Source organism: Micromonospora sp. M71_S20 (genome assembly GCF_003664255.1).
GTDB lineage: Bacteria > Actinomycetota > Actinomycetes > Mycobacteriales > Micromonosporaceae > Micromonospora.
Genome location: NZ_RCCV01000001.1, coordinates 3,064,677 through 3,088,046, shown reverse-complemented (window position 1 = coordinate 3,088,046; position 23,370 = coordinate 3,064,677). Strand labels below are relative to the sequence as shown.

Genomic DNA, 23,370 nt, shown 5'->3' with positions numbered 1-23,370 from the left:
GCTGGCTCTCGTCGTTGAGGACCACCGCGAACTCGCCGGTGGACGGTCTTTCGTTGGGCACGGTTCTCCTTACGTGACGTCTGCGGGAGGGGGATTCAGCCGATGTCACGGCCACGCAGGGTCCAGATCAGCGCGGCGGCGGCCGCCGACCTCTTGTGGAAGACCTGCCGGGCGACCAGCGAGCCCTCGCCGTCGAGCACATCCGAGGTGGCCTCCTCGTCACGCCTCGCGGGCAGGTCGTGCATGAACACGGCCGGTTCGCCGCCGCCGAAGCGGCGCAGCGTCTCGCGCGAGACCGCGAACGGCCGGAACGCTTCGATCCAGCCCTCGCCCGCCCGCTCGGGAGCAGATCCCATCGACTGCCACCGGCAGGTGTAGACGGCGTCGACGGGGTCCGGCTCGACCGGGATCGTGTCGAACTGGCGCACCGCCTCCCGCCCGGCCAGCCGGTTCAGCTCGGCCAACTCGGCCTCGCCCAGTCCGTGGCCCGCCGGGCTGTAGACGTCGAGCCGCATCCCGTCCCGCAGCGCCACGAGCTGCGCGAGCGAACGCGCCGTGTTGTTCACCAGCCCGAGGTACGCGATCCTCGGCCGCGCGTCGGGGCCGAAGTGATCGCGCAACGCGCTCAGGTCGGCGATCGACTGGGTGGGGTGTTCCTCCTTCGTCAACGCGTTCACCGTGGCGGGCATCGCGGTCGCCATCTCCGCCAGGTCCGCCTGTGGCCCGTTCGTACGGGCGACCACGGCGTCCAGGTAGGTGGCCAGCACCAAACCCGTGTCGCGCCAGGTCTCTCCCGTGCTCACCTGGATGTCGCCCGGCCCGAAGTGGATGATGTGGCAGCCCAGCGTGGTCGCGGCGCTCCAGAAGGACGTACGCGTGCGGGTCGACGGCGCGGTGAACAGCAGCCCGACCCGCGAGCCCGCCAGCAGGCCGGCGAAACGGCCGGGATCGCGGCCGAACTCCGACGCCAGGTCGGCGACGAAGCCGAGGTCGTCCGGGGTGAGGGCGGACAGCGACAGCAGCGGCTGGCCGACGCGGGTCTCAGCGGACAGTGGTGAATCCGGCATTCTGGAACCTCTCTCGGGCACCGGGGAGGTCGAGCACTCCGCAGCGCTCCAGTAGCGCCACCGTCTTGGCAGAGGCGACGACGATGCCGGCCATGACCGACGTGCGGTCGAAGGACTCGGCGACGATCTGGTCGGTGTGGGCCGCGGAGAACCCGGCCACACCGAGCGCGGCGCGCGCCGCCTGGGTGGCGGGCTGCAGGGACCGGATGATCACCTCCGGGAGCAGCCGCGACACCAGTTCCCGCTCGGAACTACCCAGCTGGGCCCAGAGTTCCTTGAAGAACACCGCGAAGTAGGCGTGGTGGCGGCGCTCGTCCTCGGCGTGGTCGCGCACCGTGTCGCGTACGACCGTCATCACCTCGGGGTCCTTCGGGACGTCTTCGATGAGCGAGGTGATCAGCGTTTCGAAGACCACGACCTGCAGCAGCTGGACCAGCTCGCGGTGCTGCGGGTAGCTGTCCCCGACACCGTCGAGATGAGCGAGGAACGGCGCGAAGTCGTACGGCAGCGACGGGATGCCGGTGCTGTCCTCGATCAGATCGACGACGTCCACGCTGTACAGCGCGTGGTACCGCTCGTCGACGCAGATCCGCATCGCGTCCCGGCGCAGCTCACGTGCCAGCGGTACGCCGCTGCGACCGTCGGCGATCTGCTGCGTCGCGCGCATGACGACGGCTACCTCGAACTCCGCGGTGAAGTTCAGCCACTGGTACAGGTGCTGGGCCGACAGGTACCGGCGCAGTTCCTCCGGTGCGTCCTGCACCAGCGGATGCCCCAGATGCGGAATGAGGTGCTCCGGGAAGAACTTCTTGTCGAGGTCGTCTCCGGGTCGCCGGCGGGGTCCGACGCGGACACCGGCGTCCTCGTACCAGGATTTGAAGGCGCGCACCAGGTCCCCTCCTAGCCGATGACCGCGGCGGGTGAACTCCGACGGCGCCCCGTGACCTTGAGCTCACGGATACCGGCGATGATGTTCGACCGCAGCCGTACCGGTTTCGCCGCCAGTTGCAGATCGGTGAAGTTGCCCAACAGCTCGGCGAACGCGATCCGCAGTGTCACCCGGGCGATGGTGTGGCCGATGCAGTAGTGCGGGCCGACGCCGAACGCGATGTGCTTGTTCGGCTTGCGCGCGATGTCGAAGCGGAACGGATCGCGGAACACCGCCTCGTCCCGGTTCGCCGATCCAAGCCAGGTGACCACCGCCTCGCCGGCGCGGATCGGCACGCCGGCGAGTTCGGTGTCCCGGACCACGTAGCGCATGAAGTGGTTCGTCGGCGACGCCCACCGCACCGCTTCCTCGACCGCGGTGTTCATCAGGCTCGGGTCGTCCGCCCACCGGTCCAGCTCGCCGGTGCCCGCCAGCTGCGCCACGGCCGACGTGACGACCTGCGGCGTCGTCACGATCGCGCCGATGAGCAGGCTGTAGCAGTTGGCCGTGATCTGGCCGTCGGTCAGGCCCTTCCCGTCCACCCGCATGGTCAGCAACGTGCCGATCAGGTCGTCGCCGGGGTGCTTACGCCTGCTCGTGACTACGTCCTGGAAGTAGGCGAAGATCTCCCGGTGGGACCGACGCAGCGTCGCCTCCGCGCTGCCCCGGAACTGGTAGGCGGGATCGTCGGCGGCCAGCGCGGCGATGGCGGCCCGGGTCAGCAACGGCCAGTCCGCCGCGGGAATGGCCATCATCGTCCCGGTGACCGCCATCGGGAGGCTGGACATCGCCTCGGCGAGGTCGAACGGGCCGCCCTCGGCCAACGGCGCCACCAGATCGGCCACCAACGCGCGGATGTCGGCCTGGTAGTTCTCGGCCGCGCGGATCGACAGCGCGCGCTGCAGTGGCTCGCGCATCTCGCCGTGTCGCGGCGGATCGGTGACCGCGAGCTGACTGCCGCTCGCGGGGTCGCCCGCGCCGAGCAGGTTCAGCAGGGTGCCCTGCTGCGAGCTGAAGGTCTCGTGTTCGCGCAGCACGCGGCTGATGTCCGCGTGCCGGGTCACCGACCAGAAGCCCTTGTCGGCGCCGACCTGCTGCCAGCGCACCGGGCTGTCTCTCCGGTGCTCGGCCCAGATCGCGTGCGGGTCGCCGCTGCCATACAGGTCGGCATCAACAAGGTCGACGCCCGCGCCTGCCGCGAACGGGCACTGTGCCACCGTGTCCATGCGGTCTCCACGGGTTGGGTTCGGAGGATCGGTCAGCGCTGCGCCACGAACAGGCGGCCCGTCGGGAAGGCCAGCTCGATCGACTCGACGTGGGTGAACCCGGCCGCGCGGAGCCGGGCCTTCCACTCGTCCTCGCTCTGCAGACGACGCTTCATGAACTGTCGGTGGTAGTAGGTGACCGCGGCGCTGAACCGACGCTCACGCTCGTTACGCACGTACGGGACGGCCTCGGTGAGGGCCATGATCCCGCCCTCGCGCAGCGCCTCGCGGCAGTTGGCCAGCACGCGTTCCGCCGTCTCCTCCTCCTCGGGAAACATGTCGTGGAACACGAACCCGCCGTGGATGACATCCGCGCCCTCCAGCGGCGACGGGTCGTCCGCGATGGACTGGATCGACCGCTCCACGACGCGCAGCCGGTCGCCCACTCCCGCGGCCTCGCCCGCCTGCCGGGCAGCCGCGCACGACGGACCGTCCAGGTCGAGCCCGACGGCCCGGCTGTGCGGCACCCGCTGCAGGACCTCGATCAGCAGACGGCACGTACCCGCGCCGAGGTCGACGACGACCTCCGGCTTCGACTTGAGGATCGTGGACAGCGCGGCGGGGTAGAAGGCCTTGGAACCCATCCACTCGGAGCTGACCGCGACCTCGCGGCCGTCGCGCATGTCGATGCCGCTACCGAGGGACGGGTCGGTCAGGAACTTGCGGGCGTTCTCGATGAACGGCCGGTTGGCGTTCATCGTCCAGGAGACGAAACCGGCCTGGTGGCGGATCTGCGCGAAGTCGTCCGCCGCGCGGAAGGTCGTGCCGGAGGTCCCCACCGGGACGATGATGCCGGCCGACTCCAGGGCCTCGCAGTAGCCGGCCACCCCGGCCTCCGGCAGGTCTGCCGCCTTGGCCAGCGATTCGACGGTCACCTCGTCGCCGGTCGCGATCAGGGAGACGAGGCCGAGCCGATCTCCCATCTCGAGCAGCGCGGCGGCGGCGGCGATGCGCGGCGCCTCTCCGGCCGCCGCGCACTCGGCGGCGAAGTCGTGCTCGTACGTGTAGTCAGGAGTCAGCATGTCCTACCCCAATGGTTTCGATGACCGGCCCGCGCTCGCGGGTCGGCGGGACTACGTCCGCTGGAATGGCCGGTGGTCTGAACGACGGTTGCGCGGTCCGTACGCCGGAGCGCGGGACCGGGTTGCACGGTGGGACGGTGGCGTCTGTCATGTGCGGTCGCCGGCCGTCTCGAATGCCTCCCCGAGCTTCTCGAGCACTTCCTGGATCTCGTCCTCGGTGATGACCAGCGGAGGCAGCAGCCGCAGCACGGCACCATGACGGCCGCCGCGTTCGACGATCAGGCCCAGCTCGAGGCAACGACGCTTGATCAGGGCGGCGCGCGCGCCGTCGGCCGGATGGGCGCCCAGCGCGTCGGCGGGCAGGCCGGCGTCCACGACCTCCATCCCCCACATCAGCCCGCGGCCACGCACGTCGCCGATCTCGGGATGACGTTCGGCGAGTTCGGCCAGCCCTGCGGCGAGCAGCTTGCCCTTGGTCGCCGCCGCCTCCACCAGGCCCTCGTCCTTGATCACGGACATCGTGGTGGTGCCCGCGACCATGGCTATCTGGTTGCCCCGGAACGTGCCGGCGTGCGCGCCCGGGCCCCACGCGTCGTAGCGGGAGTCGTAGGCCACCAGCGCGATCGGGTAGCCACCGCCGAGGGCTTTCGACATCAGCACGGCGTCCGGCCGGACACCCGCCTCCTCGAACGCGAACATGGAGCCGGTCCGCCCGAACCCCGTCTGGATCTCGTCGATCACCAGCGGGATGTCCAGCCTGGAGGTCAGCTCCCGCAGTCCGCGCAGCCAGGACACCGGCGCCGGGATCACGCCGCCCTCCCCCTGCACGGCTTCGACGAACACCGCGGCCGGGGTCGTGATCCCGCTCTCCGGATCGGTGAGTACCCGTTCCAGGTAGTGCAGGTTCGCCTGCACACCCGCTTCCCCGCCGATGCCGAACGGGCATCGGTAGTCGTACGGGTAGGGCAGGAAGTGCGTGTCCGGCATGAGCGAGGCAACCGACTGCTTGGCGGACAGGTTGCCGGTCAGGCTGAGCGAACCCGCCGTCATGCCGTGGTAGGCGCCGTGGAAGGCGAGGACCGTGCGCCTGCCGGTGGCGGTCTTGAAGAGCTTGACCGCCGCCTCCGTCGCGTCCGCGCCGGACGGCCCACAGAACTGGACCTTCGCGGAAGCACTGAAGTCCGCGGGCAACACGTCGAACAACTGGCGGAGGAACCGGTACTTGGCCGGCGTGGTCAGATCGAGCGCCTGCTGCACATGGCCGGACCCGATGAAGCTCAGCACCGCCTGGGTGACGGCGGGATGGTTGTGCCCCAGGGCCAACGTGCCCGCGACCGAGAGGCAGTCCAGGTACTCCCGACCTTCGGTGTCCCACAGCCGGGCGAGCGAGCCCCGCTCTATGACGCGGTCGACGTTGTCGGCATAGGTACGAGCGCCGGACTCGCGCTCACGCACGTAGCTGTACACGGAATCAGCTGACATGGTTGTTGGATCCCAGCTCAAGTCCACCAGATCACACCGATATTCCGCAAGTAAACTATTGCTGCTGACGCAGATGCCGAAGACCAGCCGCGATGCATGCCGACTCCTCGAGAATCCCCCATGGACGCATTGCTGAGTCCGCCGCCGCCGTCGCCCTACCCGCTGCGCGTGACGTGGGGGATGCCCTACATAAGACCCGCGTCGGCGCACAGGAGAGTTTCGACGCAGGAATACCTATTGGATAATTCGTTGACCGGCGGCAACCGTATCAGTTCGATCTTTTGGTCCAAATGTGACATGGATCACACCCCTAAAGCACGCAGGACAAGTCGCGCAGGACCAAGATCTCATTACCCTGCGAACAGCGAATGCCTGCCCGCCGCAACGGAACGCACCCAAAGTGATTGCCGCCATCCGCCCCGTGACAGTGACCTGGTTGTGGGCAGAGGCACCCACGGAAGGCGGGCGGAGCACCAGTCCGCGAAGAACGGGGAACTCGTGGACGCGGCCGACCGACGCCCCTGACAGCCGTGCGGGCGAGCCGCCACCTTGCCGGCTGCGGCCAGGCGATCCGTACCAGGCGTCGTCAAGATGCGATCGACGCCGGACAGTCGACCTCCGAACAACGTCAGGCAGCAAGCCGGACTGGTCCGCGCCCCGAGTCGTCCCGGTCCGCACACCACGCCCGGACCAGCCAGGCGCTCGGCACCGCGCGTGCTCATGCCGAACCGCGACGTCGCGGTGGTCCTCGGCTCCGCACTTCGGCCGGCCCGACACCAGGGCTCCAACGCACCTTGACATTCCGGTCGAGACTGCGGGGCGACGGAATCATTTCACGCTCGCGGTGAGGACCTGTCGACGAATGCGCAACTCGGATTGCTGATTGCCATTCCCTTGAGATAGGCCACAGGCGCGGGCGGCACGGCAGACAAGGGCGTTGGCATTTTCGGCGTTGCTGGTGGAGCACGAATTGAGGGGTCATCGCGCCTTTCGCGCCTTCCCGTCAAATGAGTGTGGAGCGGAATTTCGGATCGGCGCCAAGGTCCGGCCGCGATCTGAGGATGCAGCAGGACGGCCGCGCCACCGCCATAGGTGCGCAGCAGCGTTCGAGGGATCGCATGCCTGGTCACGACTCGGCTGCGGGTCAATGCGGGTCGTGCTATTCGCGCACCCTTTCGGCATGCACTGAACGAGGAGCTTCGGCTCGACCGGCGGGCGTTTCTCGTGATCGTTGGCGGGCTGCTCGCCGTTGCTCCTCGCAATGCGAGGCCGCCAGGACTCATGTGCGGTTGGCCACGGAACCCGCGGAACGGTGTACCGCCGTATCGGTGGTGCGCTCGCCGATCACATCAGCGAGAAGGTGCCAGGCGGCTTGGTGACCACCGTGCCGAGCAGGTGTCTACGACAACATCCGGATGTGCTATCCGGCGCCGTTCGGCTCGGGTTGTCCAGCCCGGTATGCGTTGAGCCGTTTCATCCTCACTTGCGGCTGGTCTCCGACGCGGTGCAGGACGAGGATGGCGTGCGCGATCACCGTGGCGCGGCGGGGACAGCAGCGCAGCCCGGACGGCACCTTCCAGGTCTTCAGCGTGGCGATGGCTCCCTCGCCACAGGCGCGGAGCCGGGCATGACCACGGTTGGCGGCCCACTGTCGGCGGGACAGTTTCGGTCGGTATCGGTGGCGCTCGAACGGCGTGCGCACGCTTCCGCCGGCTCTTTGATGGCCCTTGCCCGCGAAGGTCACATTGACGTCCGGGTAGCCGACCCAGGCCCCTGGGACGTGGCAGAGCGTGCCCGGCTGATTCGGCAGAAAGTGCCCAAGCTGGTTACTGCCGCCGCGACGGTGATCCCGGAGGAGCGGTACGGCGACGCCCTCGGGGACGTCGTCATGCGCGACCACGAAGGCAACGGATTTCGCGTCGCCTGAGCCAGCCGTGGTTGGTGCCGCGTCCGGCGTCCGGATCTGCCGCGAGTCCCGCACCACCTGTCTTGACACCTGCCAATGCCGCCACTTCCTGGAGGGGCGGGGATGGCACGCTGCCATGGTGTTTGCGGAGATCCTCGCGGCACTGAGGCGACCGTACCGGTGCAAGGACTGGCTGTACGCCAGGCTGGTCCGTCATCGCCACGACTCGCTGCTCTTCCATGAGGTGGAGATGCTGACGTCCGCCGACGATCCCCTGGTCCGGCTCCGAGCACAGTTCGTTCTCCATGTGGCCACGCATCCCGAGCAAGCTCTTACCCGCACGAGCTGGCGACGTTGGCTCGATGCAGGCACCTGACCGCTCGGTCGCAGGGTGCCTGGTCCGTCGTACGAGGTCTGCCACCGAGGCCCGCAGTGCGTCCGGCGGCATGTCCTCGTAGCCAGGAGGGACGAGGTCGAACAGGAGCATGACCTGGCGCGGCACCTCCAGGGGTCGGCGCACGCTCGTGCCGCCGAGAGCAGGCGGCTCCCGGCGAGCCGGCCAGCTGGGCGTGAGTCAGGCGCTGCCCGAGGGCAGATGGGGGCACTATCGTTCTGGCGTGCACATCCGGTTTGACGTCCCAGCTGATCCCGCCTACCCAGGCCGCGTGGCCGCTGCGCTCAGCAGGGTTCGGCTACGCAGGTACGGCCATATCGGCGCGGTGCTGGCGGCGGCCGGGGCGATCGCTTTCGCCGTCTCACGGGGGTTCGCGTGGGGCGAGAAGATTTCGCCGCTGTGCATGGCCATCGTTGCAGCTGGCGTGCTGTCGATGCTGTACTCGCCGTGGGTGCGGTTGCGCGCCCGACGCCGCTCCAGTCACTACGCCGTCGAGGGCGCGTACGACATCACCGACGACAACATCATGATGTGCAGTGGCTCGGAGTCCGGCGGCATCGCCTGGGACGGGGTCACCCAGGTAGGGGACACCCCCGAGTTCTGGATCGTCTACGTCGGTCGGATGCCGGCGACCGTAATCCCACGCCGCCTGATGTCCGCCGAGGACGCCGAGACGTTGCGAACCTATATGGCCAAACGTGGGCTGCTCCAGCTTCCCTGAACTCGTCCGACGCACCACCACCCACCAGTCCGTAGCATCAAGGGCCGGCGACTGCGGATCGCTACCTCGGTTTCCTAGACCACCCGACGCACGTCACCTGGCAGAACCGCGTCGCACATCAGCTGACGGATCACAAGAAGCAGTCATTGGCACCCACACCCTAGACAGCACCCCCGACAGGCCTGGCCCGGCTTCGTCACCCGGCCACGGGCCCCCTGTGCCCCGCCCGGCCACCGGCCGCCCACCGGATCCCGCCCAGCAGATGGGCCCGGAAGTCCGGCTCGTCGTACGCCTCGGCGGTGTGCCCACCCGCGGTGTAGAACGAGCGCCCGCCCGCGATCTCGACGCACCACGCGTGCGGATGGTCGGCGCCCATCGTCCCGCCCTCGTACGATGTCTCGTCCACCGACAGCAGGACCCGCGCGGTCGACCGGACGCCGCACCGGTGGTTGTACCACTCGTCACGGCGGGTCCAGGTCGATCCCAGATGGGCGGTCGCCGGGTGGTCGTGGTCCTCGACCCGGAGCGTGGCCTGCTGCACCTCGGGGTGATCAGTGAAGTAGGCGGCCCCGAGCAGCCGGCTGTAGAAGGGCCACGAGTAGCCGGTGGTGGCGGCGGCGTGCACGCCCACAAAACCGCCTCCCGCGCCGATGAACGACTCGAAGGCCCGCTGTGCGGCCGCGTCGAGCACCTCGCCCGAGGTGTTCAGGAACACCACCACCGCGACCTCGGCCAGCCGGTCGATGGTGAACGTGTCGCCGTCCTCGGTGGCGGTCACGGCGAAGCCGTGCTCCTCGCCGAGTGCCTGTACGGCGCGGATGCCGTCCGGGATGGAGTCGTGCCGGTATCCGGCCGTCCTGGTCATGACGATGACCTCGAAGCTCATGCGACCATGCTGCCAACCCCGCCCTGCCTGGGTGCCCTGGATCCCGAAGCTCACGGTGCCGCCCCGCGCAATCGCACCGCTCCAGCTGACGTTGCGGACGGTCACCCCGGACCCGGCCTGGCTGACCTGGGCGTTCCGGGCGTTGATGATCCGCTGGCGCACGGGGATCGGACGCGGGCGCCGGCCGACCGGACCGGCGCCACGATGAGCATCGTCGATGTTGCCGGAGCGGTCCCGGTCGTGTTGCAATGGCTCACATCGCCGCAGCGCGGGGGCAACCGCGCTGGGAACGGCAGCACGGGAGCAGCAGCGCCGGCAGCGCGCCGGTCTCACCGGCCCTTCGCGCCGCCTCGCCGGGCCATCTCCACGTACGACGGGCAGGCCCCTGGGCAACCGTCCCCGCCGTACGTGTCCCACCACGGCCGACGCCCGAGATCCGACCCGCCGGAGGCATCCGGGCCGTCTGTCGACGCACCGGAAACGGCGACCAGACAAGAGGTGAGCATGTTCTCCCGGCAGAGTTTCGCGGGATGGTACCGAAATCGATTCGTGTGGGTGGCGGCGATCCTGACCTTGACGGCCGGCGCGGTCGTACTGACCAGCTCCGCCGGATCGGAAGCCGAGCCGGCGGATCTGCGGACGCGGATCATGGACCGGATGCGGAGCACGCTCGAACAGGTGGACCCGGGGCAACACCACCACGCTGGGCATGACGCACCGCACGCCACCGAGGGCCGGGCGAAACCGGCGGTGATCTGCGGAGTCCGCGTCTACGGTCACGAGCCCGCGGAAGCCACCGCCCTCGCCGACGTGCGAACGGTCTACGGCTTCCACCTCTGCGGGATCGCCGAGCAGAAGCGTCCGTGGGACTGGGCCGTCAAGCTCGTCGGTCCGGTGATCATGGACATGTCCACCGACCCCCCCGGCATCCGGGTGGTCGCGGCGAGCGCCGACGTCGCGTTCGTCGACCGGCTGCGCGAGATGTTCCCGCAGAAGTACGTGGAGCAGGCGCGCGAGGAGGCGCTGACCGGGCCGGAAATGGCAGATCTGCGTCGCCGGTACGACGCAGCGGCCGGGCTCTGACCGCGCCAGGAGGACCGGAGGGCTTCCACCCCGAACGTCTCGGCAATACTCTATGGGAGCGCTTCCATTCGTCCCACTGGATGCGTTGCGATACCGCCCACCACCGCCTGGAGGCGCCAGTGTCCATGAAACGAAAAGCTCTTGCCGCCGCCGCCGCCGCCGCCGCTGCCGTGCTGGCCGGCGCCGTCGCGGCCGGCCCCGGCGTCGCCGCCCCGGCCCGAGCCATCCCCACCACCGCACCCGCCGCAGCCGCGGTTCCTGCCAACGACTGGCTGCACACCGAGGGCAACAAGATCGTCGACGAGGCCGGCAACGAGGTCTGGCTGACGGGGACCAACTGGTTCGGATTCAACGCCTCGGAACGGGTCTTCCACGGCCTGTGGTCCGGCAACATCACCCAGATCACCAAGTCGATGGCCGACCGGGGCATCAACATCGTCCGAGTGCCCGTCTCCACCCAGCTGCTGCTGGAGTGGAAGGCCGGAACGTTCGGCCCCGTCAACGTCAACACCTACGCCAACCCCGAGCTGGCCGGCAAGAACGGCCTGCAGGTCTTCGATCACTGGCTTCAGCTCTGCGAGCAGTACGGCCTCAAGGTCATGTTGGACGTGCACAGCGCGGAGGCCGACAACTCCGGACACATCCATCCGATGTGGTACAAGGGCACGATCACCACCGAGCACTTCTACCAGGCGTGGGAGTGGGTCACCGCGCGTTATCTCACCAACGACACCATCGTCGCGATGGACCTCAAGAACGAACCGCACGGCACGCCGAACCAGCCGCCGCGCGCGAAGTGGGACAACTCGACCGACCAGGACAACTGGAAGCACGTTGCGGAAACTGCCGCCCGACGGATCCTGGCCATCAACCCCAACCTGCTGATCCTGGTCGAGGGAATCGAGGTCTACCCGCGCGAGGGCGAGAGCTGGAGCTCGCCGAACACCGACCCCGACCTCTCGCCGAACTACTACTACAACTGGTGGGGCGGCAACCTGCGCGGCGTGCGCACCCTGCCCATCAACCTGGGCGCCCACCAGGACCAACTGGTGTACTCGCCGCACGACTACGGTCCACTGGTCTTCGAGCAGCCCTGGTTCCAGAAGGAGTTCGACAAGACCTCACTGACCAACGACGTGTGGCGGCCCAACTGGCTCTTCATCCACGAGAACGACACCGCGCCGTTGCTGATCGGCGAGTGGGGCGGCCGACTCGGCCAGGACGCCCGGCAGGACAAGTGGATGACCGCACTGCGTGACCTGATCGTCGAGCACGGGCTGCACCAGACGTTCTGGGTGCTCAACCCCAACTCGGGCGACACGGGCGGACTGCTGCTCGACGACTGGAAGACCTGGGACGAGCAGAAGTACGCCCTGCTCAAGCCGGCGCTGTGGCAACACAACAACAAGTTCGTCGGGCTGGACCACGCGGTCCGGTTGGGCGGTGCGGCCAGCACCACCGGTATCAGCCTGGCCGAGCGCTACGCCAACGGTGGGGGCGGCGACACCGTCGCGCCGACCGCCCCGGGGCAGCCCACCGTCAGCGGCATCACCGCCACCGGCGCCTCGCTGGCCTGGGCCGCCGCGTCCGACAACGTCGGCGTCACCTCGTACGATGTGCTCCGGGCGACCGGAACCGGCGCGGCGACCGTGGTGGGCACCGTCACCGGCACCAGCTACACCGCCACCGGGCTGACCGCGAACACCAGCTACACCTTCAGCGTCCGGGCCCGGGACGCCGCCGGCAATGTCTCGGCCCCCTCGCCGGGACGTACCTTCACGACCCTCGACGGCGGTGGCGGCGACGCCGGCTGCACGGCGACCTACCGGGTGACCACCTCCTGGTCGGGCGGCTACCAGGCCGAGGTGGCCGTGAAGAACACCGGCACCAGCGCGACCCGGAACTGGACGGTCACCTGGACCTCGCCGAGCGGCACCTCGATCGGCTCGCTCTGGAGCGGCCGGCACACCGTCTCCGGCTCGACGGTGACGGTTCGCAACGAGGCGTGGAACGGCGCCCTGCCCCCGAGCGGGACGACCGCCTTCGGCTTCACCGCCAACGGCCCCGACACCGTGCCCGGCGACATCTCCTGCGCCGCGTCGTCCTGATCGACCTCGACCGGCATCCGTGCCGGCGACGCGACCGGCCGGTCACCCACGCGACGGGTGACCGGCCGGAAGGCGCCGTGGCAGGCGCCTCCCGGTAGGCGGCCCGCGCGCGGGCATCGATCCCGGCGCGCGGTCGCGCACCGGGTCGCCGGTGCAGGCGGCGCGGCCCGCCCGCTACGGGGCGACGCTGATGTTGGTCAGCCCGTAGCGGGCACCGGTGACGGTGTTCGAGGCGTACACGACGTTGGGGTTCGCGGCGCACTTCGAGGTCGAGGAGACCCGGACGGCGTACCCGCCGACACCGCCCAGTTCCGAGGCGTTGCCCCGCCAGACGTTGCCGCAGCCGTACCCGTCGAGCAGGTTGTGCGTCTCGTAGCCGTTGGCGAACGTGCCGGGCGCCTGGAAGGTGCCCGTGTTGCCCTCGATGAGGTAGCTGTTGCCCTTGGCGTCGACCCACGAGTCGCCCGAGTTGGCGCCGGAGATGCCCCGGCCGTCGAAGCGGTTGCCCCGCAGCACGCCGCCCTGGGTGCCCTCCTTGATGTCCACGTGCTCGGCCCGCACGTTCGGGCCGATGTGGTTGTCCAGCACCTGGACCCGGTCGGAGCGGTCCACCCCACCGGAGTTGCCGTGACAGCCGAAATTGGACTGCGCCGAGCCGAGGTAGACCCCCTCGCCGTAGCCCGGCTGCACCAGGCCGGTGTCGGTGATCGTCGAGTTCCGGATGATCCCGTCCGCCGAGGAGCGGCGGAAGTGCACCGCCTCCTCGTCGGTGTGGTGCACGTGGACCCCGTCGATCGTGACGTGGTGGGAGTTGTCCAGCACGATGCCCTTCTTCGACTCGGCGACGGTGAAGCCGGTCAGGTTCCAGTGCGGCGCGTCGAAGAGCCAGAGACCGTACCCGGAGTCCCAGCCGGCCGTGGGCACCGGACAGGACGGCCCGGTGCCCGCCGGCCCGTCGTTGACCAGGACCGCGGCGCGCGGCCCGGTCAGCGTGACCGGCGACGAGGCGGTGCCGGCCCGCTGGGTCAGGAACGCCCCGCGGTACGTGCCGGCCGCGAGCCGGATGGTCTGGCCGGGCCGGGCGGCGGCGAGGGCGGCCTGGAGTTGGGCCGCGGTGGAGACGTCCACCACCGGACCGGCGGGCGGGGCGGTCGTGGGGGGAGCAGTCGTGGGCGGAGCGGTCGTGGGCGGAGCCGTCGTCGGCGGGGCGGTGGTGGGCGGGGCGGAGCCGGCGCAGGGCCGGCCGTCCACGGTGCAGTTGAGGGGCTCCCCCAGCCCGCGGACGTTGAAGCCGAAGCTCTCGGCGGCGCCGGGAGCGACGTTGCCGTTGTAGCCGGCGTCGGTGAAGCGGTAGTGCTGGCCGGTCCGCGTACGCACGGAACTCCACGAATTGCTCACCTCGGAGCCGGCGGGCAGGTCGAACTCCACCACCCAGCCCGTGCTGGCGGCGTCGCCCCGGTTGGTGACGAGGTACTGGGCGCCGTATCCGGTGCTCCACACCGAGGTCCGGGCGAACGCGGCGGTCAGCTCGGGCGCGGCGGCGTGCGCCGTGGGCGCGAAGGCCAGGGCCGTCGCGCCCAGCCCGACGAGGGCGGCGACCAGGCCGATCGCGGCAGCTGCCTTGCCGGTACGGGAGCGGGTCATCAGCGGGCCTCCGTCGGTGGGTACCCGGGACCGGGCCGGTCGAGCCGGCCCACGATGCCAGGAATTCTAGATGGTCGATGTCCGGGGCTGCGGCCAACGTGGAGCCGCGGTCCACGGCGGCCGGGTCTACCGCCGCCACCGGCGGATAGACGGGGCGGCATGCTGAAACGCGCTCCGCGACGCGGCGCCGATCCCGGCCGGCGGGTGCGTCCGCACGGGCCGGCACGACCGGACGCGACGCGTCAGCCGTCGCCCAACGACACCAGCAGCTCCTGCGGACGGTGGTCGGAGACCCCGCCCGCGTCGCCGAAGCGGTAGGAGTGCACCCGCACCGCCGGCGAGGCGAGCGCCCAGTCGAGCCGCCACCACCGCGGCCAGCCGGCGGACTCCGCCCAGCTCGCCGGGTAGAGCGACGGCATCGCGTGACCGGCGTCGCGCAGGCCGTCGGGCAGCTTGCGCAGGTCACCCATCGCCGGGCTGGTGTTCAGGTCCCCGGCGAGCAGCACCGGATGGGGGTTGGACCCCACGTCACGGGCCAGCGCCCGCCACTGCGGTTCCCGCTGGGCGTGCTGCTCGCGCAGCACCCGGTAGAAGTCGCCGTCGAACGGGCCGTGCTCGGGCGAGAGCTGCACGGGCAGATGCAGGTTGTACGCCGACAGCACGCGGCCGCCGCCGAGGTCCAGGTCGGTGCGGAGGGTCTTGTAGCGCCACTGGTCGCCGGCTCCCGCCACCGCCGGCGGCAGGCCGGCCGGCTCCAACGGCACCTGCCGCAGCACCGGCAGGCGGGAGACGGTGACCAACTCGCCGGCGACCACGACCTGGAAGCCGGGGAACTCGGCGCGCAGCCGGTCGAGCGTGGCCGGCGTCGGTCCGGCGCTCTTCTCGTACCAGTATTCCTGCAAGAGGTAGACGTCGGCGTCCGCGTCGCGCAGCGACCGGTACAGCGCCTCGGTCTCGCCCCCCTCGTCCCAGTAGCCGGTGTTCCAGACGAACACGCGCAGGGCGTCGGGCGGGGCCGGGCCGTCCCCGCCCTGCCATCGGCGGACGTTGACGCCGCTCTGCCCCGCGCCGAGCAGCAACGCGGCGGCGGCGAGCAGCGCCACCGTGCGGCGCCGCCGCCGGACCGCCGCCGCGCCGGCCCCCAGCGCCAGGGGCGCCAGGAGGAAGGAGAGCGGCGGCACGGCGTCCACCGCGAGCCAGAGCCACCAGCGCCCGCTGAGCGCCAGGTGCGCGACGGTGAACGCGAGCCAGAGCGCGCCGGCGCCGGCCAGGACCGCCGCCGGCCAGCGCCGCGGCCGCGCGGTGGCGGGCGGCTTCGGCTCGGTGCCGGCGGCGGTCACCGGCGCGGCCGTCGTCACGCCGATTCCCACCGGCGGGTGCCCTCGACCGGGAACGAGGCGTCGTAGAGCTGCCGGAACGTGCGCGACAGCAGCCACTGCACCGCGCCGGTCGCCACCCCGGCGGTGATCGTGACGTTGACCAGGAAGTGCAGCCCGGCGAAGCCGAGCAGGGACGGCAGGCCGCGCCGGCGCAGCACGAAGCCGTACATCCCGGCGTCGCAGGCCAGGGAGGCGGCGAGCAGCGCGGCGGGAACCACCGCCCCCCAGGGCCCCAGCAGCAGCGGTACGGCCAGCGCCGGCAGGGCGGCGAACGCGGCGAGACTGCCCCAGGCGCGCGAGGCGGTCTCGAAGCCCTTGCCGAAGCGGCGGGCGCGTGCGTAGAGCGGGATGCGCAGCCGCCCCCGGTGGAACAGCTTGCGCAGCAGCCCGGAGAGCTCGTGGTCGTGGTCGTGCCGCCCGCGTACCTCGGAGGTGAGCAGCATCCGGTGCCGGCGGGTCAGCCGGTAGCCGTAGTCGACCTCCTCGGTCTGCCGCAGCGCCGGGTTGAACGGCCCGACCTCGTCGTAGACGGCCCGCCGGATGACGCACATGGCCGGGAAGAGGAACGACACGTCGCCTTCGGAGCTGATCGACCAGTAGTGGTACTGCAGGCCGCGGTACCGGGAGACCACGGTGTCGTGGAGCAACGGCTCGGCGTCCTGGATGCCGCAGACCGCCCCGACGGCGGGATCCTCGACGAGCAGCCGGACCGCGGTGGCCACCGCGTCGGGCGCCAGCGCCAGGTCGGAGTCGACGTAGCAGATCAGGTCGCCGAGGGTCGCCGCGGCGCCGACGTTGCGGGCGGTGCCGCAGCCGCCGTTGACCCCCGTGCTGACCACGGGGACGCCGAGGGCGCTGGCCACCGCGACGGACTGGTCCGTGCTGCAGTCGTCGACCATCAGCAGCTCGATGTTCGGGTAGGTCTGGTCGAGGATCGAGCGCAGGCACAGGTCCAGCGACTCGGCGTAGTTGTAGTTCGGCACGATCACCGAGACGAGCGGGAGTTCGTTCATCGGGTGGCGACCTCCGGTCGGTCGTAGAGCCGCCGGAACCGGCCCGAGGTCAGCCAGGCGACCACGCCGCAGGCCGCGGCGACGGCGATGACCAGGTTCAGGAAGAAGTGCATCGCGACGAAGTAGACCAGAAAGAGCGGCCCGCGTTCGCCCCGTACGAACCGGTGCATCGGCAGGTCCCCGGCGAGGAAGGCGACGAACGCGGCCAGCGGCACCAGCAGGTAGGCCGGGCCGAGCAGCGGGGGCAGGGCGGCGGTGAGCAGGGCCAGCGGGGCGGCGATGCTGACCCAGGCCCGGGGGCCGCTGCTCAGCCCGCCGGGGAACTCCGGTTTGCGGGCGTACATCGGGATGTGCAGCGCCGTGCGGGTGAACACCTTGCGCACCAGCACCCCCAGCTCGTGGTCGTGGTCGTGCACGCCGCGCACCCGCGGGGAGAGCAGGATCTGGTAGCGCTGCGCGAGCCGCATCCCGTAGTCGGCGTTCTCAGTCTCCCGCAGCCGGGGGTTGAACGGCCCGATCTCGGTGAACACCCGCGCCGGCACGGCCAGCAGCGCGGTGTAGAGCGTCATGATCGGTCCCTCGTCCGCGATGAGCCAGTAGGACTGCTGGAGGCAGCGGTACTCCTCCAGGAGGCTGTCGCGGATCAGCGGCACCGGGTCGTAGTTGCCGCAGACCGCCCCGATCGTCGGGTCGGCGGCCAGCAACTCCACCGCGTTGGCCACCGCGTCGGGCTTGGCCGCCACGTCGGAGTCGATGAAGAACAGGATCTCGCCCGCCGCGGTCGCCGCGCCGAGGTTGCGGGCCGCGGCCGGCCCGCCGTTGCGTGGCGTCCGCACGACCCGCGCGCCGTGGGCCTCGGCGACCGCGACCGAGTCGTCGGTGCTGCAGTCGTCGACCACGATGATCTCCAGATGCGGGTACGTCTGTGCGCGCAGGGAGTCGAGGCAGAGATGCAGCGCGCGGGCGTAGTTGTAGTTCGGCACGATGACCGACACCAGGGGATGGTTCATCTGTCCGTCCAGGTCAGCAGGTGGGGATAGCGGGCGGTGATCTGTGCCAGGGCCAGCGTGGCGCCGGCGAGTACGGCGCAACCGACGATCATCCGGTCGCGCAGCAGCATCCGGATCGGGTCGCCGCCGGTGCGCAGCACGAGCACCGCCTGCAGGTAGCGGAACGCGGCGAGCAGCCCCAGCGGTACGACGATCGCCAGCGCGACGGGCGGGTAGGCGTCGATCGGCGCGTCGACGTGCAGGTAGAGCAGGAAGGCGGTGCCGGCCAGGGAGGCGGTGAGACCGAGCAGGTGGTCGGCGAGCAGCAGGTTGTAGCCGACCAGCGCGGGCCGGTGCGGCGTGCCGAGGGCGGCCAGCTCGTGCCGACGCTTGCCGAGGACGAGCACCAGGCAGCCGCTGAACACCGCGGTGAGCAGGAGGCTGGAGGCGGCCGCGCCGGTCGCGGCGTAGCCCTGCATGACGCGCAGCACGAAGCCGGCCGAGACCACGCAGACGTCCAGCAGCGGCACGTGCTTGAGCCACCTGCTGTACGCGGTGCTCAGCGCGAGGTACGCGATCAGCGGCCACCACGTCATCGCCGGCCCGTTGACGGTCAGCGTGGCCAGCAGCACGGCGAGGACGACCGCGTACGCCCCGGCCACCGGCACCGGGACGTGACCGGCGGCGATCGGCCGACGCCGCTTGGTGGGGTGCGCCCGGTCCAGGCGGTGGTCGGCGATGTCGTTGACGACGTAGATCACCGACGAGGCGAGCGTGAACGCGGCCACCGCCCAGACGCACCGCCACAGCGCGGTCGCCGTCCAGACCGGCGTGTCGGTCAGGGCCAGCGGGACGGCGAGCAGGTTCTTGACGGCGTGGCCCGGCCGGGCCAGCGCCACGAGGTGTCGCAGCAGCGTGGGCACGCGCGCGACGGGTCCGGTGGCGACCGGGGCGACCGGCTCCACCACGCTTTCGACGGCGGTCATCAGGGCCCCTGTCAGAAGAAGATCTTCGCGGCGGCGAGGGCGCCCTGCCGCCAGGGATCGCGGCTGGTCCGCCCGTCCCGCGCCGGGCGCTCGCGGTGCCGCTCGGTCCGCCACCACTCGAAGGTGCGCAGGATGGCGTCCTGGTTGGACAGCTTCGGCTGGAAGCCCAGCCGCTGCCGGGCCTTGTCGATGCTGACGTACGAGTCGGCCATCAGCTTGTGCAGCAGCCGCCCGTAGACCGGCGAGAGCCGGCTGCGCTCCAGCAGGCTGAGCGCGGCGAGCGCCGGCCGGGCCGGCAGCGAGACCACCCGTCGGCCGTGGCCGGCGGCGTCCAGGACCGCCTGGAAGTCCTCCCGGAGGGTGCCGAAGCGCTCGGCGGCCAGGTTGTACGTGTCGTTGGCGACCTCGTCGGGGGCGTGCAGGACGGTCACCACCGCGTCGACGAGGTCGTCGACGGCGAACATCTGGATCCGCACGTCGCCGCGGCCGAGGACCGGGAAGTTGCGGCCCTCCTCGGCCCACTCGAAGAGCATCGAGAAGAGTCCCATCCGGCCGGGGCCGAGGAAGGTCTTGGGCCGCAGCACCGCCACCGGCAGGCTGCCGGCACGGTGCCGGACGGCGATCTCCTCGGCCGCCGCCTTGGCCGCGCTGTAGGTGTCCACCGGCGCGTGCGGGTGCTCCTCCGGGGTGGGCACCCGCGTCGGCAGCCCGTAGACGGCGGTCGACGAGACGTGCACGACCCGGGCCACCGCGGCCCGCTCCGCGGCCGCGAACACGGCGCGCGTGCCCTCGACGGTGACGGAGCGGATCTGGTCGGCCGGGTAGCTGGGCAGCGCCGCCGCGCAGTGGATGACGACGGTGGCGCCGGCGAAGGCGCGGTCCAGCAGGCGGGCGTCGCGGACGTCCCCCACGTGGGTGACCCCGTTTTCCGGCCGCAGGTCGACGCCGCGTACGTGGTGGCCGTCGGCGCCGAGGCGGTCGACCAGCCGGGAGCCGAGCATGCCCGCCGCGCCGGTGATCGCGATCACCACAGCGATCCCACCTTCTGCGCTACGAACCGGGTGACCAGCCGGTTCAATCCCTGGGCCAACACCTCGCCGAGGGCGTCGACGGCGCGCTGCGCGTCGGCCGGGTCGGTGATCAGCGACGGACCGATGACCAGCGGGTTCAGGCCGTTGAGCGTGTAGTAGGTGAAGATGTCGTGGTCCCGGTAGAGCGCGTTGACGACGGCGCAGGTCACCAGCTTCGCCTTGAACCTGGGGTCCCGGGCCACGCCGCCCGGGGCGAGCCGGGAGACCAGGTCGAGCAGCTTGGGCCCGCCGTCGATCTGGACGCCCCAGAGCGCCCCGGCGCCCGCCACCCGGCCGACCGCGTCCGGGTACTCCTTGCCCAGCCGGGTCAGGGCCGGTTCCAGCACGCGTTCCAGCTCGCGGGCCCGCGCCGGGTAGTCGTCCTCCACCGCCACGTTGATCGCCTCGATGGCGGTGACGCACTCCTCCCCCATGCCGTAGTAGGTCGTGCTGGTGCTCTGCAGCAGCGCGTCGGTCAGATTGTCGTACGCCTTGCGGAACACCGGCTCCCGGGCGACGAAGGCCGAAATGGACGACTTGCCGCCGCCGAACGATTTACTCGTGGTCAGCACGTCCGGCACCAGGCCGGGGTAGCGCATGAAGTAGAAGAGGCTGCCCGTCTTGCCCCAGCCGGTGTAGATCTCGTCGAAGATCAGCACGATGTCGTGCCGGTCGCACAGTTCGCGCACGCCGCGCAGGAAGCCTTCGTCGCACCACTGAATGGTGGAGGCGCTGAACGGTTCGACGATGAGCGCATAGACGTCGTCCGGGTGCCGGTCGATGGCCGACCGGACGGAATCCAGATCGCCGTAAGCGAATGGGACGATTCCCGGAATTGTCGGAAAGTCGAAGTGGGGCTGCCCGGTCAGTCCGCCGGAACCGAGCAACTTTCCGTGGAAACCGCAGTCCGCGCGAAGGATGGTTCCCCGTCGGCCGCCGTGGTATTTGAAGGCGAGCTTCACCGCACCCTCGACCGCCTCCGCCCCGGAGTTCGGCAGGAACGACATCGAGAGGTCGTCGGGGAGCAGCTGCGCCAGGTTGTGGCCGAGCGCCGCGAGGTAGGGAGAGAAGTACGTTTTGTGCACCTCCATCCGCCGGCGCTCCGCGAACCGTTGCCGGGCCGCCACGATGCGTGGATGATTGTGGCCGTGGTTGAGCACCCCCACGCCGCCGGTCAGGTCGAGGACCCGCCGGCCGTCCCGTAATGTCAGGTAGGCCCCCTCGGCGTGCTCGACCAATTCCCGGCCGAAGCCGAACGAGGTCATGAGATTGACCTGGCTTGCGTTCACGTACCGCCGATAGAGGTCGTGCACCTCGCGAACGGTGAACCGCTCGCATTCCTCGACGCTGACCAGATTGGGCATGCCGCGACGGTATCTATCGGCCCGAAATCTTTCCTGGACCGGCACTGGATGGAACCTTGACTACGCAAGGCAACCCTTGCGGGACGGGGTGACCGGTCGATAACTTGGTCGCGGCACAACGGAATTTCCACCTGTCAATTCGCATACGTATTGCCCTACGTACCGGTGAGGTGCTGATCATGCCGCCGACGGTGTCGGTCATCATCCCCGCCCACAACAGCGCGAAGACCCTGGGCGCGTGTCTGGAGGCGGTCCGCCGACAGCGACAGCCGGTGACCGAGGTCATCGTCGTCGACGACGCGAGCACCGACGACACCCGGGCGATCGCCCGGCGCTTCGGGTGCCGGCTGCTGGTCACCGGCCGCAACGCCGGGCCGGCGGCAGCCCGCAACCGCGGCATCCGGGCCAGCACCGGCGAGCTGCTCTTCTTCCTCGACTCCGACTGCGCCCCGGAACCGGACGCGCTGGAGAACGCCCTCGCGATCCTGCGCGACGAGCCGGACGTCGCCTGCGTACACGGCATCTACGCGCTGGAACCCCTGATCGACGACGGGCCGGTCGAGGCGTACCGGCTGCTGCACGGGCACTACTGGCGGCTGCGCAACGTCGGGCGGGTGCGCACCACCCTCTTCGCGGTCTGCCTTATCCGCCGCGAGGTCTTCACCTCGGTCGGACTGTTCGACGAGAACCTGCGCGCCTCAGAGGACGTCGAACTCGGCGACCGGATGGGTGACCGGTACGGCATCGTCCTCACCGACACCGTCGTCTGCCGGCACGACGACGACAGCCGGCTCGGGGCGCTGCTACGCAAGCAGTTCCACCGCTCGCAGCTGCTGATCCCGGTGGCCCTGGCCGAACGCGGACCGGCGGGCATCCGCGCCAACAGCCCCGTGGCCCTGGTCGCCGCGACGTTGGTGCCGGCGACCCTGCCGCTGGCCCCGCTCGTCGGCGGCTGGCCGGCCGCGTCGCTGCTCCTCCTCGCCCTGTTCGTGGTGGCCGAGCCCGGGCTGCTGCGGTTCGTCCTGCACCGGCGCGGGCCCGCGTACGCGGTCTTCTTCTTCGCCGTGCACCTGCTGGTCCAACTGGCCGTCGTCACGGGCGCCGTCGTGGGCGGGCTGCGCCACCTCGCCGACCGCGACTTCGGGCCGACCCGGGTGACCACCGCGAAAACGCCCCGATGAGCGGCGCCCGGAAACCGGCCGCCCGGCTGGGCGCCCAGCTCTGCGCGCACGCCCTGCACTACCTGCTCTTCGCCTACCGCGGCCGGCAGCTCCTGCGCCGCCGCCCCTCGCTCGGCGGTCCCCGCCGGCCGGCCTTCGGCGTGCCGGGCGACGACGTGGCGCTCACCATCGACGACGGCCCGCACCCGCGGTGGACCGCGCCGATGCTCGACCTGCTCGACCGGCACGGCGTGCGGGCCACGTTCTTCCTCGTCGGCGACCGGGTGCGGGAACACCCGGAGCTGGCCCGGGAGGTGCTGGCCGCCGGTCACCTGATCGGCAACCACTCCATGACGCACCCGCAGCCGTTCGCCGCGCTGGCCCGGCACGAGATCACAGCCGAGATCGACCGGACCCAGCGCGAGATCGAGGACGCGACCGGGCACACGCCGCGGCTGTTCCGCGCCCCCGGCGGCAACTGGTCGCCCGGGGTGCTGCGGACCACCGCCGAGCTCGGCCTCGTCCCGGTCGACTGGACGGTCAACCCCAGCGACTGGCGCAGCCCCGGCGTCGCCCGGATCGCCCGGACGCTGTCGCGCACCCGGCCCGGGCAGATCATGCTCTGTCACGACGGCGGCGGCGACCGGTCGCAGACCGTCGCGGCCCTGGCCGAGGTCCTCCCGAGGCTGACCGATCGCGGGCTGCGCTTCGTCACCGTCCCGGACGACCGGTAGGTGGCGCGGATGCCCCGAGGGCCCTCCCGCTGCGGGGAGCCGCCGAACGCGCGTCGAACCGTCGACTCGCCTGCCGTCCCGGACCCGCCCCGACGCCGTGGTTGTCCGGTGCCCGGACAGCGCCGTCGACAAGTGCCGAGCCGGGTCCTGGCACCCGGTTCCTCTGGTG

Annotated in this window: 19 protein-coding genes and 2 pseudogenes; 6 read left to right on the top strand and 15 right to left on the bottom strand. The window is 70.7% G+C overall.

Translation table 11 applies throughout. From position 1 onward, the window contains the following. Window positions 1-95: 95 nt before the first annotated feature. From DER29_RS13965 to DER29_RS13940, 6 genes and pseudogenes are all read right to left on the bottom strand, one after another. The gene (locus DER29_RS13965; protein WP_121397726.1) at window positions 96-1,067 is read right to left on the bottom strand and encodes an ornithine carbamoyltransferase; all 972 of its coding nucleotides are present in this window, start codon (window positions 1,065-1,067) and stop codon (window positions 96-98) included. Further along, a complete protein-coding gene (locus DER29_RS13960; RefSeq protein ID WP_158619019.1) occupies window positions 1,042-1,956 on the bottom strand; it encodes a diiron oxygenase in 915 nt (304 codons plus the stop codon). Before DER29_RS13960 ends, DER29_RS13965 begins: the two co-directional genes overlap by 26 nt. Before the next feature lie 11 nt (window positions 1,957-1,967). Further along, entirely contained in the window at window positions 1,968-3,221 is a 1,254-nt protein-coding gene (locus DER29_RS13955) for a cytochrome P450 (RefSeq protein ID WP_121397724.1), read from the bottom strand. 32 nt (window positions 3,222-3,253) lie between these two features. Then, on the bottom strand, window positions 3,254-4,282 hold the full coding sequence (locus DER29_RS13950; protein WP_121397723.1) for a class I SAM-dependent methyltransferase: 1,029 nt from the start codon (window positions 4,280-4,282) through the stop codon (window positions 3,254-3,256). 147 nt (window positions 4,283-4,429) lie between these two features. Then, window positions 4,430-5,749, bottom strand: coding sequence for a diaminobutyrate--2-oxoglutarate transaminase family protein (locus DER29_RS13945; RefSeq protein ID WP_199729271.1), 1,320 nt, complete (start codon window positions 5,747-5,749; stop codon window positions 4,430-4,432). Between the two features lie 1,435 nt (window positions 5,750-7,184). Further along, window positions 7,185-7,508: pseudogene (locus tag DER29_RS13940) on the bottom strand (hypothetical protein); the annotation flags it as partial. Between the two features lie 298 nt (window positions 7,509-7,806). On the opposite strand from DER29_RS13940, the gene DER29_RS13935 reads away from it, so the two are divergent. Both DER29_RS13935 and DER29_RS13930 read left to right on the top strand, forming a co-directional pair. Next, complete coding sequence (locus DER29_RS13935; RefSeq protein WP_233599786.1) at window positions 7,807-8,046, top strand: hypothetical protein; 240 nt, start codon at window positions 7,807-7,809, stop codon at window positions 8,044-8,046. A 241-nt stretch (window positions 8,047-8,287) separates the two neighbouring features. After that, the gene (locus DER29_RS13930; RefSeq protein WP_121397721.1) at window positions 8,288-8,785 is read left to right on the top strand and encodes a YcxB family protein; all 498 of its coding nucleotides are present in this window, start codon (window positions 8,288-8,290) and stop codon (window positions 8,783-8,785) included. A gap of 196 nt (window positions 8,786-8,981) precedes the next feature. Here the strand turns inward: DER29_RS13930 and DER29_RS34150 are convergent, their stop codons facing one another. Continuing rightward, window positions 8,982-9,671, bottom strand: a complete 690-nt coding sequence (locus DER29_RS34150) for a ThuA domain-containing protein (RefSeq protein ID WP_199729441.1) — start codon at window positions 9,669-9,671, stop codon at window positions 8,982-8,984. Window positions 9,672-9,701: 30 nt separating this feature from the next. Next, window positions 9,702-10,382 (bottom strand): annotated as a pseudogene (locus tag DER29_RS36265) (cellulose binding domain-containing protein); the annotation flags it as partial. On the opposite strand from DER29_RS36265, the gene DER29_RS13920 reads away from it, so the two are divergent. Further along, window positions 10,329-10,754, top strand: coding sequence for a hypothetical protein (locus tag DER29_RS13920; RefSeq protein WP_370040332.1), 426 nt, complete (start codon window positions 10,329-10,331; stop codon window positions 10,752-10,754). The pseudogene DER29_RS36265 and the gene DER29_RS13920 overlap by 54 nt on opposite strands. A 125-nt stretch (window positions 10,755-10,879) precedes the next feature. Continuing rightward, window positions 10,880-12,862 carry a cellulase family glycosylhydrolase gene (locus DER29_RS13915; protein WP_121397718.1) on the top strand — a complete coding sequence of 661 codons (1,983 nt, stop codon included), beginning with the start codon at window positions 10,880-10,882 and terminating at the stop codon, window positions 12,860-12,862. Window positions 12,863-13,036: 174 nt separating this feature from the next. Here the strand turns inward: DER29_RS13915 and DER29_RS13910 are convergent, their stop codons facing one another. The 7 genes from DER29_RS13910 to DER29_RS13880 form a co-directional block, all read right to left on the bottom strand. Beyond that, window positions 13,037-14,506, bottom strand: a complete 1,470-nt coding sequence (locus tag DER29_RS13910) for a cellulose binding domain-containing protein (protein WP_121397717.1) — start codon at window positions 14,504-14,506, stop codon at window positions 13,037-13,039. A 242-nt stretch (window positions 14,507-14,748) separates the two neighbouring features. After that, on the bottom strand, window positions 14,749-15,864 hold the full coding sequence (locus DER29_RS13905) for an endonuclease/exonuclease/phosphatase family protein (RefSeq protein WP_148710043.1): 1,116 nt from the start codon (window positions 15,862-15,864) through the stop codon (window positions 14,749-14,751). Next, a complete protein-coding gene (locus DER29_RS13900; RefSeq protein ID WP_121397715.1) occupies window positions 15,861-16,898 on the bottom strand; it encodes a glycosyltransferase family 2 protein in 1,038 nt (345 codons plus the stop codon). Before DER29_RS13900 ends, DER29_RS13905 begins: the two co-directional genes overlap by 4 nt. Beyond that, window positions 16,895-17,908 (bottom strand): glycosyltransferase family 2 protein, encoded by a 1,014-nt coding sequence (locus DER29_RS13895; protein WP_121397714.1) that lies wholly within the window; start codon window positions 17,906-17,908, stop codon window positions 16,895-16,897. The genes DER29_RS13900 and DER29_RS13895 overlap by 4 nt, the downstream gene beginning before the upstream one ends. After that, window positions 17,905-18,873 carry a UbiA prenyltransferase family protein gene (locus DER29_RS13890; protein ID WP_121397713.1) on the bottom strand — a complete coding sequence of 323 codons (969 nt, stop codon included), beginning with the start codon at window positions 18,871-18,873 and terminating at the stop codon, window positions 17,905-17,907. The genes DER29_RS13895 and DER29_RS13890 overlap by 4 nt, the downstream gene beginning before the upstream one ends. An 11-nt stretch (window positions 18,874-18,884) precedes the next feature. After that, entirely contained in the window at window positions 18,885-19,904 is a 1,020-nt protein-coding gene (locus DER29_RS13885) for an NAD(P)-dependent oxidoreductase (RefSeq protein WP_121397712.1), read from the bottom strand. Beyond that, window positions 19,898-21,208 carry an aspartate aminotransferase family protein gene (locus tag DER29_RS13880; protein WP_233600061.1) on the bottom strand — a complete coding sequence of 437 codons (1,311 nt, stop codon included), beginning with the start codon at window positions 21,206-21,208 and terminating at the stop codon, window positions 19,898-19,900. Before DER29_RS13880 ends, DER29_RS13885 begins: the two co-directional genes overlap by 7 nt. A 269-nt stretch (window positions 21,209-21,477) precedes the next feature. Between DER29_RS13880 and DER29_RS13875 the strand changes: the two genes are divergently transcribed. Both DER29_RS13875 and DER29_RS13870 read left to right on the top strand, forming a co-directional pair. Then, window positions 21,478-22,488, top strand: coding sequence for a glycosyltransferase family A protein (locus DER29_RS13875; protein ID WP_121397710.1), 1,011 nt, complete (start codon window positions 21,478-21,480; stop codon window positions 22,486-22,488). Continuing rightward, a complete protein-coding gene (locus tag DER29_RS13870; protein WP_121397709.1) occupies window positions 22,485-23,201 on the top strand; it encodes a polysaccharide deacetylase family protein in 717 nt (238 codons plus the stop codon). The genes DER29_RS13875 and DER29_RS13870 overlap by 4 nt, the downstream gene beginning before the upstream one ends. Window positions 23,202-23,370 lie beyond the last annotated feature (169 nt).